This is a genomic window from Bradyrhizobium sp. LMTR 3, from assembly GCF_001693485.1.
Taxonomy (GTDB): Bacteria; Pseudomonadota; Alphaproteobacteria; order Rhizobiales; family Xanthobacteraceae; genus Bradyrhizobium.
This window is the reverse complement of the sequence record NZ_MAXC01000033.1, coordinates 97,822-109,334: the sequence shown is the minus strand read 5'-3', so window position 1 is coordinate 109,334 and position 11,513 is coordinate 97,822. Positions and strand designations below refer to the sequence as shown.

The 11,513-nt window shown below is 63.4% G+C and carries 12 protein-coding genes; 5 read left to right on the top strand and 7 right to left on the bottom strand.

Annotation, left to right across the window (positions count from 1 at the left end; translation table 11 throughout):
- Nucleotides 1-424 precede the first annotated feature (424 nt).
- On the bottom strand, nt 425-1,291 hold the full coding sequence (locus LMTR3_RS21260; RefSeq protein ID WP_065746976.1) for a cell envelope integrity EipB family protein: 867 nt from the start codon (nt 1,289-1,291) through the stop codon (nt 425-427).
- A 252-nt stretch (nt 1,292-1,543) separates the two neighbouring features.
- On the opposite strand from LMTR3_RS21260, the gene LMTR3_RS21255 reads away from it, so the two are divergent.
- From LMTR3_RS21255 to LMTR3_RS21240, 4 genes are all read left to right on the top strand, one after another.
- The gene (locus tag LMTR3_RS21255; RefSeq protein ID WP_057845844.1) at nt 1,544-2,011 is read left to right on the top strand and encodes a RidA family protein; all 468 of its coding nucleotides are present in this window, start codon (nt 1,544-1,546) and stop codon (nt 2,009-2,011) included.
- 15 nt (nt 2,012-2,026) lie between these two features.
- Nucleotides 2,027-2,779: a glycerophosphodiester phosphodiesterase family protein gene (locus tag LMTR3_RS21250; protein WP_065746975.1), complete on the top strand. Its 753-nt coding sequence runs from the start codon at nt 2,027-2,029 to the stop codon at nt 2,777-2,779.
- Nucleotides 2,780-2,887: 108 nt separating this feature from the next.
- Entirely contained in the window at nt 2,888-4,126 is a 1,239-nt protein-coding gene (locus LMTR3_RS21245) for a GNAT family N-acetyltransferase (RefSeq protein ID WP_065746974.1), read from the top strand.
- Nucleotides 4,127-4,179: 53 nt separating this feature from the next.
- Entirely contained in the window at nt 4,180-4,602 is a 423-nt protein-coding gene (locus tag LMTR3_RS21240; RefSeq protein ID WP_065746973.1) for an HIT domain-containing protein, read from the top strand.
- A 139-nt stretch (nt 4,603-4,741) separates the two neighbouring features.
- Here the strand turns inward: LMTR3_RS21240 and tsaA are convergent, their stop codons facing one another.
- The 4 genes from tsaA to LMTR3_RS21220 form a co-directional block, all read right to left on the bottom strand.
- The gene (gene tsaA / locus LMTR3_RS21235; RefSeq protein WP_065746972.1) at nt 4,742-5,233 is read right to left on the bottom strand and encodes a tRNA (N6-threonylcarbamoyladenosine(37)-N6)-methyltransferase TrmO; all 492 of its coding nucleotides are present in this window, start codon (nt 5,231-5,233) and stop codon (nt 4,742-4,744) included.
- A gap of 73 nt (nt 5,234-5,306) precedes the next feature.
- Entirely contained in the window at nt 5,307-5,651 is a 345-nt protein-coding gene (locus LMTR3_RS21230; RefSeq protein ID WP_057845843.1) for an AzlD domain-containing protein, read from the bottom strand.
- Nucleotides 5,648-6,391, bottom strand: a complete 744-nt coding sequence (locus LMTR3_RS21225) for an AzlC family ABC transporter permease (protein WP_176721963.1) — start codon at nt 6,389-6,391, stop codon at nt 5,648-5,650. The genes LMTR3_RS21230 and LMTR3_RS21225 overlap by 4 nt, the downstream gene beginning before the upstream one ends.
- 189 nt (nt 6,392-6,580) lie before the next feature.
- Entirely contained in the window at nt 6,581-7,531 is a 951-nt protein-coding gene (locus tag LMTR3_RS21220; RefSeq protein WP_084029746.1) for a lytic transglycosylase domain-containing protein, read from the bottom strand.
- Between the two features lie 237 nt (nt 7,532-7,768).
- Between LMTR3_RS21220 and LMTR3_RS21215 the strand changes: the two genes are divergently transcribed.
- A complete protein-coding gene (locus LMTR3_RS21215; protein ID WP_065746970.1) occupies nt 7,769-8,125 on the top strand; it encodes a PilZ domain-containing protein in 357 nt (118 codons plus the stop codon).
- A gap of 81 nt (nt 8,126-8,206) precedes the next feature.
- Here LMTR3_RS21215 and clpA read toward each other — a convergent pair whose 3' ends face one another.
- Both clpA and clpS read right to left on the bottom strand, forming a co-directional pair.
- Nucleotides 8,207-10,609, bottom strand: coding sequence for an ATP-dependent Clp protease ATP-binding subunit ClpA (gene clpA / locus LMTR3_RS21210; RefSeq protein ID WP_065746969.1), 2,403 nt, complete (start codon nt 10,607-10,609; stop codon nt 8,207-8,209).
- A gap of 267 nt (nt 10,610-10,876) precedes the next feature.
- A complete protein-coding gene (gene clpS / locus LMTR3_RS21205) occupies nt 10,877-11,209 on the bottom strand; it encodes an ATP-dependent Clp protease adapter ClpS (protein ID WP_028345585.1) in 333 nt (110 codons plus the stop codon).
- Between the last annotated feature and the right edge of the window lie 304 nt (nt 11,210-11,513).

The following is an 11,513-nucleotide window of genomic DNA, read 5'->3' as shown; positions in this document are numbered from 1 at the left end:
TTCTGCATCCCACAATTCGTAATTGGTGCTGGGTCGGAACAATACAAGATGGGCGCACCCATCTTGTATGGCCGTTGCTGCACCGCGCTCGCGGGGCGGCCTTTGGCACCGTGGAAACGACACCGCGTCAGTGGTATATCAAGCCATGGCAAATGGTCAGGTTGTCCTTGTAACAACTGAACCGTTGGGAGGCGGTGCACCCGTTCGCTCGGTCTACTATGTGGCTGAACGGGATCCGGCAAAGGCCGAGGCAATCATCGCAGCAATGATGGCCCCGAATGAAAGGGTCGAGGCCTGGGGGCCGCTTCCGGCCCCGGCTGTCCAGGCGCTCGGATTGAAGCCCGGCGATTTCACGCGCGGGTGATATCAAGCAAAAGTGTGAGACGCCGTGCGATCTCCGGGCGCGACCGTATTCAGGATGCCGTCACTTACACGGCTTGGAATCCCTGACGTCGAACCGGCCCATGGCGCCGGCAATCACGAAATCGTTGTAATCGAGCACCAGCGCGCGGGAGACGCCGTTCTCAAACAGCTCGAACGACATGGCGTAAACCGGCGTCTGCTCGCCGTCTTTCGCCTTGGCGTCGCGGTCGTAATAGCTCACGGTCACGGGCCAGCGGGTCAGCGCCTTCATCTGGTCGTTGGCGGTCGAGGGGTCGGGCGTGGCAATGCTTTGGGTGCCCGGGATCGGCTTCCCGATCACCGACAGCGTGTTGTAGACTTTTTCGCCATTATCCGAGCCGTCATAGACCATCAGCTCCAGCACCGACTTGCCCGCGCGCGCGGCGGCGATGATGTGCTGGATCTGCTCGGTCGGGAACACGACCTTGCCGTCGAGCTCGAACGTCTTCGCAACCGGCTGTTTCAGCTTGACCGTGATGCGGTCGCCGACCCGTTCCGCCACGCCGTTGACCGGCGCGGAGTCGGTATCGTTCATGCGGGTGTCGATCTTGAAGCGATAGCTCTTGCCGGCGGCATCTTCCCAGGAATGCGAGCGAAGATCGCTCAGCGTCAGCCTGCCCTCGCCGCTGTCGAGTTCGGACACCTGGCGGAATTCGGAGGTGTAGCCTTCGCAGGCGCTGCCTGAAAAATTGTAGAGAATGCGCCCGCGCGCACCCGATATCGCATTGGATCCGCGCGACTTGACCAGCTTCAACTCATACAGCGCCTGATGGGCGAGAAATGGCCCGCTGGCGCCAGCCAGCGCCGGACCGCTTGTGAAGCCTGAGAGCAAAGTGGCGGCAGCCGAAAATACCAAAGCACGAACCGGAATCGGGAACGAGCTAGCCATGTCCTATTTTTTCCTCGAAGGAGATTCGACTACATTAGTGATGGGTCCATTGCGCCGCAACTAGGGCGGCGCCGCGAAAACGCAAGAATTCGAGGCCGAGGCGCACCGTTTTTGGCATTTCGGGCACGATCCGCTTCGATCGCCATGCAGGACGGAAGCCCCACCGTCGCTTGCAAGACAAAGCGCGATGCGCGAAACAATGCGCGCCTGACCGCAGGTCAGGAACGGTCACATCAAGCGGGGATGCAAAACATGGCGGGTACGGTCGAACAGAAGCTGGCGGCACAAGGTATCGTCCTGAACGAGCCGCGCACCCCCATGGCGAACTATGTCGGCTTCGTACGCTCGGGAAACCTGCTGTTCGTCTCCGGCCAGGTCTGCGCCAACGCCGAAGGCAAGCTGATCGCCAAGGGTAAGCTCGGGGCCGGCGTCACGATCGAACAGGGATACGCCGCGGCGCAGGGCTGTGGCGTCAACCTGCTGGCCCAGGTCAAGGCGGCGCTCGGCGATCTCGACAAGGTCGTCCGCGTGGTCAGGCTCGGAGGCTTCATCAATTCCGCGCCTGATTTTCTCGACGGGCCCAAGGTGCTCAACGGCGCCTCCGACCTGATGGTCACGGCATTTGGCGACAAGGGACGGCACGCCCGCACCACGGTCGGCGTCGCTTCGCTCCCCTCGGATGCCGCCGTCGAGGTCGACGCGATCTTCGAGGTGTCCTGAAGCGGAGCGGCTCTCGTGCGCGCGCCGGACTGGCTGACGGCAAGGCCGGTCGCTCATCGCGGCCTGCATGATATTTCGCGCGGCATCGTCGAAAACATGCCGGCGGCCGCGCAGGCCGCCGTCGACGGCAATTTCGCCATCGAATGCGATATCCAGCTTTCGTCCGACGGCGAGGCGATGGTCCACCACGACAATGCGCTCGGCCGCCTCACCGACGGTTCGGGCGCGTTGCTTGGCAAGACCGCGACCGAACTCAAGGCCGTCAATTTCAAGGATACGCCGGAACGGATGATGACGCTCGGCGATCTCTGCGCGCTGGTCGCCGGCCGCGTGCCGCTGGTGATCGAGGTGAAAAGCCATTTCGACGGCGATCGCCGGCTGGTGAAACGGATGGCAGAGGTTCTCGCCTCCTATGACGGCGCGGCGGTCGGGATGTCCTTCGATCCGGACCAGGTGGTGGCGTTGCGCGAACTGATCCCTGGCCGCGCCCGCGGCATCGTGGCCGAGCGCGACTATACCGCCGAGGAGTGGCCGGAAGCATCAGCGGAACAGCGCCGCGGCATGACGCATCTGCGCCACGCTTTTCGCACCCGGCCGCATTTCGTCGCCTATTGGGTGAATGGGCTGCCCGCGGCCGCGCCCTGGATCGCCCGCAACGTCTTGGGCCTGCCGTTGTTGGCCTGGACCGTGCGCACACCGGAGCAGCGTGCGCAGGCGGCGCGCTACGCCGACCAGATGATCTTCGAGGGGTTCCTGCCGGGAACCTGATGCTGTCAGCGCCACCTTGAACTCGCCTGCCCAATGCACGATCTTTGCAGGGCGTTGGTCGCCATGCGCGATGGCTGATCGCATGATGGGACCGGTTTGAATTTCTAGATGGCATCATCCGAAATCACCCTCGAAGCCGTCCCCTCCGTCAGCGACATCAACGCTGCGGATTGGGACGCCTGCGCCAATCCGACGGGCGACCCGAACGGCCTCGAAAACCTGGACACGCTGGCTGCGCGGAATGGCTCCTGCGCCGCTGCAAAGCCGGCCTATAACCCCTTCGTTTCTCATGCCTTTTTTGCAGCCGCGGAAGCTTCCGGCTCGGCCTGCGCCCGCACCGGCTGGGGCCCTCGGCATCTGCTGGCACGGCTCAACGGCGAGATCGTCGGAGTCGTGCCCTGCTATCTGAAAGCCCATTCGCAAGGCGAATATGTCTTCGACCGCGGCTGGGCGGACGCCTATGAGCGCGCCGGCGGACGTTATTATCCCAAACTGCAGGTCTCGGTGCCGTTCACGCCTGCCACCGGCCCCCGACTTCTGATCCGCGCCGGCGTCGACCGCAAACAGATCGGCTCGGCGCTGGCGCGCGGGCTGATGGCGCTGTGCAACGCGACCAACGCCTCCTCGGTGCACGTGACCTTTGCCCGCGAGGCGGAAGCGAAGTTGTTGGGTCAGCATGGCTTCCTGCAACGGAACGACCAGCAGTTTCACTGGCACAATGAGGGCTACGGTAGTTTTGACGATTTCCTGAACTCGCTGAATTCGCGCCACCGCAAGGCGATCAAGCGCGAGCGACGCGAGGCGGTGGCCGCCGGCATCACGATCCACCGCTTGACCGGAGCCGATATCACCGAGGACGCTTGGGATGCGTTCTTCGCGTTCTATATGGAGACCGGCTCGCGCAAATGGGGCCGCCCCTATCTCACGCGAAAATTCTTCTCGCTGATCGGCGAGAGCATGAGCCGCGACGTGCTCCTGGTGATGGCCAAACGAAACGGCCGCTGGATTGCGGGTGCCATCAATTTCATCGGATCGGACACACTGTTCGGCCGCAACTGGGGCGCGGTCGAGCATCACCCGTTCCTGCATTTCGAGGTCTGCTACTATCAGGCGATCGATTTTGCGATCGAGCGCGGCCTGAAGGTCGTGGAGGCCGGCGCGCAGGGCGAGCACAAGCTGGCCCGCGGCTACCTCCCGCAAACCACCTATTCCGCGCATTTCATCGCCGATCCCGATTTACGCCGCGCGATTGCCGACTATCTGAAGCGCGAGCGCGCCTATGTGGCCGAGGTCGGACGGGAACTGACCGAGGCCGGCCCGTTCCGAAAGGCCGCCGACGAGACTTGACCGGTTGAGCTGGCGACGTGAGATTTGAGATCAAACCTTGAGGGAAGAAGCCCATGCCCGCCTACGACGCCAACAACCCCTTCGCGAAAATTCTGCGCGGCGAGTTTCCCTGCCACAAGGTCTATGAGGACGACCATGTGCTGGCCTTCCTCGACATCATGCCGCGCTCGCCGGGCCACACGCTGGTGATCCCAAAAGTCCCTGCCCGCAACATCCTCGACATCATGCCCGATGATTACGCCCACGTCGCGCGCGCCGCCCACAAGATCGCCGCCGCCGCCATGAAGGCGTTCAAGGCCGACGGCATCACCGTGCAGCAATTCAACGAGCCCGCCGGCGGCCAGGTCGTGTTTCATTTGCACATGCACGTGATGCCGCGCCACGATGGCGTGGCGCTGTTGCCGCCCGCAAGCCGCAAGGAAGACGTGAAAGTGCTGGAGGACAACGCGACCAAGCTGATGGCGGCGCTGGGGTAGTCGGGCAGTCTCACCCCGTCATTGCGAGCGCAGCGACTTGTCCGCCGAAGCTTTAGCGAAGGCGGAAGCAATCCATCGCGCCGCAAGCCGAGATATGGATTGCTTCGTCGCTTTGCTCCTCGCAATGACGTGGAGAAGCCTACTCCCCCTCCACATCCCCACCCTTCGGCTGCGCCAGCGGCGAGAACTCGCAGCGGTCCGGCTTGACGTCGAGCAGCGGCGTTTCGTCGAGACAGTCGAGGCCGCGCACCAGGATCGTGTTGCCCTCGACGCCGACGAACCTCACGATCGAGGTGCCGATCGGATTCGGCCGTACCGGTGAGCGCAGCGAGAACGTGCCGCGGGTCTTCCGGTTGTTCTTCGGGCTCTGCAGCACGAGATCGCGGCGCGAGTGATGCAGCCAATAGATCACTTCGAGATTTTCATAGAAGTCGACGCCCTTGATCGCGGGCACCCAGGGTTCGAAAATCTCGAGTCGGCAGACCGGGCCGTCGTGGCGGCCCTGCCGCGGCGTCTCCAGCCGCGACTTCCAGGGCGTGCGGATGCGACCGATGAACACCAGCCCGGCATCGCGGGCCGGCGGCATGTCGACGGTAACTTCGCCCTCGCGGAGTTTGGTATCCTGAACCATTGCCTAATCCAGTGAGATGGGCACCGATCGCTTTTCTTGCGCGCGGGACAGTACCGGATTATGGGCCATGCAATCAACCGAGCCACCATTTGCCGGCCAGAAGGATAATCTCGCCGGAGACCACGCCGGCAAAGATCGAGCGTCGCGTCAGCATGAACACCGCAAAGCCGGCCGCGACTGCTCCATAGCGCAGCCAATCCGGCACGCCGGCCAGCGCGCCCGGCGGCTGCACCAGGATTTGCGCGATGACGCCGGCGAGAATCGCGGTCGCCACCGCCCTCACCCACACCAGGACTTCCGAGCCCTCGTCGACGCCGGCGCCGAACCACAGCCCGGCCATCCGCCAGATCTCGTTGGGCAGGAAACCTGCAAGCACGAGGACCAACAGCGCGTGCGGGCTGCCGAAAAATTCGCTCATGCGCGCGCCCTCTCTCGCCACCAGTGCACGCCGTAGGCAATGCTGCCGGCGGTGACGCCGCTGATCAGGATATCGACGCCGGTATGCAGCATCGAGACTAGCGGAAACAACGCCAGACCCAGCACCAGCGCCAGCACATCCGAGATCTGCTTGCAGTTGCGCGCCGTCGACAGCAGGAATGCCAGCGGCGTCAGCAGCAGGATCGCCGCCGCAAACAGCGGCGGCAGCTTGGCGGCAAGCTCGTAGCCGAGCGTGGTCGCGACCATGCACACGATAACCAGCCCGCAGCCGAGGCCATGCGTGAACGCAATACGCCGCTCGCGCGGCACTTTTGGCAGCAGCCGATAGCATTCGACCCAAAGCGTGACGGCGATGAAATGCGTCGCCAGCACGAGGTGACGGCGCCTCGTCTTGGGCGTCTTCATCAGCGGCAGCACCGATACCACCATCGGAAACAGCCGGATCGCGCTCACCGTCACCGCAATCGCTGCCTGCACCGCGGTTGCCCCGGAGCCGAGCGTCGAAATCAGGATGATCTGCGCCGGCCCCGCCCAGACCAGCAGCGTGCTGCCGAGCACCCAGCCCAGACTGAAATGGCTGTCATGGGCCAGCGCGCCGATGCCGAGATACGTCGCAAACAGCACCAGCGTCAGCACCGTGGACGCGACCGAACTCATGCCCCATGCGAAGGCGCGAATGGGGCTTTTCCATTGGGGAGAGTCGAGTGGAGGCAGCGCCACGGATGACCAGATGGAGATTTGAGTCGTCGCGGGCATAGGGCTGGCGAAGGGGCCCTGCGTCAAGGAATGCTAGCTACAGAGCTGTTATGCAGGAGTAAGGCCCGCCTGCCCGACCGTCATTGCCAGCGAAGCAATCCATAGCGCGGCATAACGGATAGTCGCAATGACGAGATCCGTAACGACGCCCCCTCACCCCGGCACGCCCCTGTTCCTCAGCACAAAGCACGCCCCGCCCACCTTGCGGATGCGGTTGCAGAGGTCGTCGGCCTCGCCGCGTGTGTCGGCGCCAAATCGCACTTGGTAGAACGTCGCCGGGCCGCGGCTGCGCAGGCGCGAGGCGAGAATGCTGGGGTCGCGATTGCCGATCACGCTCGAAAGCCGCGAGACCGCGCGCCCATACATCGCAAGCGCCTTGTCGCGGGAAAAGCCGGCGGCGAGCTGCACGCCCCACACCTTCGCGGCGGCGAGCTTCACGCGCTGCTCCAGCCCGGCGACAAAGGGATTGGGCGCCTGTTTCAAGAGCGTCATCAATTCGCGGCAGCTCGATGTCGGGATTCGTTCGGGCTGCTTGCCGCCCTTTCCCGCTGCGGCCCACTCCTCCACCGTCGAACCGGTGATGGCGATCACGTAGCTGCGGGTTTCCTGCGGCATCCCGCCGGTGCCGGCCAACCATTCCTGCACCCGACGCGGGCCGGCATTATAGGCTGCCGCCGCGAGCCCGAGGTTGCCGAACTGGTTGCGCAACTCGTCGAGAAACTCGGCCGATTTCGGCAGCGCCTGCACTGGATTGAAGGGATCGAGCAGGCCGCGTTCGTTCGCCGTTCCCGGCATGAACTGCGCAATGCCCTGCGCCCGCGCGCCGCTCCGCGTCACCGGCCCGACCGCATCCGACTGAAAGCGGCTCTCCTGCCAGATCACGCGCGCGAAGAACTCCAGCGGCAGGTCCGACGCCCTCGCCGCCGACTCGATCATCAGGCACATCGCCTCGCGCGCCTCGCTCTCGCGCGCGGTGGCCGGCTTTTGGCTAGCTGTCCCGCTCGACCGGGTAGCCTCACCCGCATCCTCGGCGAAGGCGTTCGCAACTGAGGACAAAAGCCACAGCGTGCACCACAGGGCGCGAAGAAACCGACCTCTTTGCATGGCAGTTCGCAATCCGGGAATGCGTATTGCGATGAAAGCGTTAGTCAAACGATCATGGCTTGCCGATGGATCCGCCGCCCCTCCGCTCCGCGCCGGCCTTTTTGCGTTGCAATTGCTCCGAAATCCCCGCCATCGGAACCGGCGTTAATTTACGTTAACGCCGCATTTTGCGGCGGCCGGACTTTTACGGGCAACAAAGCGGGGTAAAAGTCTCCTCACTTTTTTGGGAGACTTTCAATGCAGGACCGGCGCGAGAGCGTGCGCGACAAGGTGATGTATGGCGGCGTCGCCGAGATCGGCGAATGCGGCGCGACGCGCGAATGCATCGTCCGCAATATCTCCGATAACGGTGCGACCATCGAATTCAGCAATGACGTCCAGTTGCCGAAAGAGCAGCTCTCGCTGCGCATCGCGCGCAAGGGCCGCTCCTTCCTCGCCAGGGTCATCTGGTGGCGCGACAATTTTGTCGGCGTCGCATTCAGGGCGGAAAGCCCAGCCGAGCCGGTCTCCGATCTCGAGGAGCGGCTGCGCAGAAGCGAGATCAAGAAGCGGCAGCTCCAGCGCCGGATCGACGAGTTGCTCAGCGAGCGCTGAAGCTACAAGACGCTAAAGAAAAAGGCCGGCTGTCGCCGGCCTTTTTGCATTCTCTCCTCGCATCGCTCGGTCGAACCGCGATCACACCTTGACCAGCGGGCCCTTCGAGGCCGGGCCCTTGGAGCCGCCGCCTCCGTTGGGGCCGCCGGACTTCGGCTTGCGCTTGCGCGCCCCCGGCAGCTTTTCGGGCTTCGGCGTGACCGGACCCTCGACGAACTCGAAGCCGATCTTGTCCTTGCCCTCGGCGTCCTTGACCAGCACCACACGGACATGGCCGCCGCCCTTGAGCTGGCCGAACAGCACCTCGTCCGCCAACGGCTTCTTGATGTGCTCCTGGATCACGCGCGCCATCGGCCGCGCGCCCATCTGCTCGTCATAGCCGTGCTCGATCAGCCAGGCCTTGGCGGGCTCGGACAGCTCGATGGTGACATCGCGATCGGCGAGCTGCGCCTCGAGCTGCAGCACGAACTTCTCGACCACCATGCCGATGACATCGGCGTTGAGATGGGCGAACGAGACGATCGCGTCCAGCCGGTTACGGAATTCCGGGGCGAACTGCCGGTTGATCGCCTCGTGGTCGTCGCCTTCCCGCTTGTTGCGCGTGAAGCCGAAGGCCTGCCGCGCGAGGTCGGCGGCGCCCGCGTTGGTGGTCATTATCAGGATCACGTTGCGGAAATTGACCTGCTTGCCGTTGTGGTCGGTGAGCCGGCCGTGGTCCATGATCTGCAGCAGCACGTTGTAGAGATCCGGATGCGCCTTCTCGATTTCGTCGAGCAGCACCACGCAATGCGGATGCTGGTCCACGCCGTCGGTCAGAAGGCCGCCCTGGTCGAAGCCGACATAGCCGGGAGGCGCGCCGATCAGGCGCGACACCGTGTGCCGCTCCATGTATTCGGACATGTCGAAGCGCAACAATTCGACGCCGAGCGAGGCCGCGAGCTGTTTTGCCACTTCGGTCTTGCCGACGCCGGTCGGCCCGGAGAACAGGTATGAACCGATCGGCTTCTCCGGCTCGCGCAGGCCGGCGCGCGCCAGCTTGATCGAGGCGGATAGCGACTCGATCGCCTTGTCCTGGCCGAACACCACGCGCTTCAGCGTCTGCTCGAGATGCTTCAGCACCTCGGCATCGTTCTTTGACACGCTCTTGGGCGGAATCCGCGCCATGGTCGCGATCGTGGTCTCGATTTCCTTGATGCCGATCGTCTTCTTGCGCCGGTTCTCGGCGACCAGCATCTGCGCCGCGCCCGACTCGTCGATCACGTCGATCGCCTTGTCCGGCAGCTTGCGGTCGTGGATGTAGCGCGACGACAATTGCACCGCCGCCTCGATCGCCTCATTGGTGTATTTCAGCCGGTGATAGTCCTCGAAATAGGGCTTCAACCCCTTCAGGATCGCAATCGCGTCTTCCACCGTCGGCTCGTTGACGTCGATCTTCTGGAACCGGCGCACCAGTGCGCGGTCCTTCTCGAAATGTTGACGGTATTCCTTGTAGGTCGTCGAACCCATGCAGCGGATCGTGCCGGAAGCCAGCGCCGGCTTCAGCAGGTTGGACGCGTCCATCGCACCGCCGGAGGTGGCGCCCGCGCCGATCACGGTGTGAATTTCATCGATGAACAGGATGGCGTTCGGATGCGCTTCCAGTTCCTTCAAAACCTGCTTCAGCCGCTCCTCGAAATCGCCGCGGTAGCGGGTGCCGGCGAGCAGCGTGCCCATGTCGAGCGAGAACACGGTGGCGGCGGCCAGCACTTCCGGCACTTCGGAATCGACGATGCGCTTGGCCAGCCCTTCCGCAATCGCGGTCTTGCCAACGCCGGCCTCGCCCACGAACAGCGGATTGTTCTTCTGCCGGCGGCACAGCACCTGGATGGCACGGTTGATCTCGGCATTGCGCCCGATCACCGGATCGATCTTACCGTCCCGCGCCTTCTTGTTCAGGTTGACGCAATAGGTCTCGAGCGCTTCGCCCTTCTTCTTGGCGTCCTCGTTGCCCTTGGTCTCGGTCTCCTCGTCGACGCCGCGCACCGGGCGCGCTTCGGAGACGCCCGGCCGCTTGGCGATGCCATGGCTGATGTAGTTGACCGCGTCGTACCGCGTCATGTCCTGCTCCTGCAGGAAATAGGCGGCGTGACTTTCGCGCTCCGCGAAAATCGCGATCAGCACGTTGGCGCCGGTGACTTCCTCGCGCCCTGAGGACTGTACGTGTATCACCGCGCGCTGGATCACGCGCTGGAAACCGGCCGTCGGCTTGGCGTCGTCGGCGCCGTCAGTCACCAGATTTTCGAATTCGGTCTCGAGATAATTGACGAGGCTGGTGCGCAGCTTGTCGAGATCGACGCTGCAGGCACGCATCACCGCAGCCGCATCCGAGTCATCGATCAGCGACAGCAGAAGATGTTCGAGCGTCGCATATTGATGATGGCGCTCGTTTGCAATCGCCAATGCACGATGCAGGGATTGTTCAAGGCTTTGGGAAAAAGTTGGCATTCGCGTCCTCTATGGCCCCCGGTCATCATGATCGCCATTACCCGGTGAGGCAACAACAACCTTCGTCATCCCCTGTCATATAGTTACACACGATCATGGCGAAAGACCGGTTCCGCAAGCGTGGTTTTCCTCTAAATTCGCGGCACCACGGCGGCGGCACGCGACCTCTCCCCCGAAAAAAGCTGCCGGGAATACGGTCGGCGTCCATCAACACCGATCGATGCAATCCCGTTCCTTATTTCCGGCCGGATCGCGAGCCACGCGCGACTATTTTTTTTCCATCACACATTGCAGCGGGTGCTGGTGCTTGCGCGCAAAATCCATCACCTGCGTGACCTTGGTCTCGGCAATCTCGTAGGTGAACACGCCGCACTCACCTATCCCGTGGTGATGGACATGGAGCATGATCTTGGTGGCCGCTTCGGCGTCCTTCTGGAAGAACTTCTCCAGCACATGAACGACGAACTCCATCGGCGTGTAGTCGTCGTTCAGAATAAGCACGCGATAGAGGTTCGGGCGCTTGGTCTTCGGCTTGACCTTGGTGATGACCGATGTTGACGGTCCGCCGGTTCCGGCGTTGCGGTTCTCGTCATTGCTCATTCGGAGAGCAGAAGATGACTTTGCCGGCACGGACGGACAAGCTTTGAAGGTTGGCTGCAACATGGCTCAGGCGTTCGAAATTCCAAAAGGGATGACCGGAGAGCGCATCCTGGCCCACACGCGATCGGCTCTGGCGTGAGCCACCGCCTGGTACCCAGTAACGCGTATTCCAGATCGCCGCTCCCGGTCCGACCCGTTGGCCGGATCGGCACCTGGAATATGGGTCCGCCGCCGGATCGCCGCAAGCGCATTGATGTTGCCCTGCCACGTCCCGCGACCGGCCCGATTCCGGCTCGGCTATCCG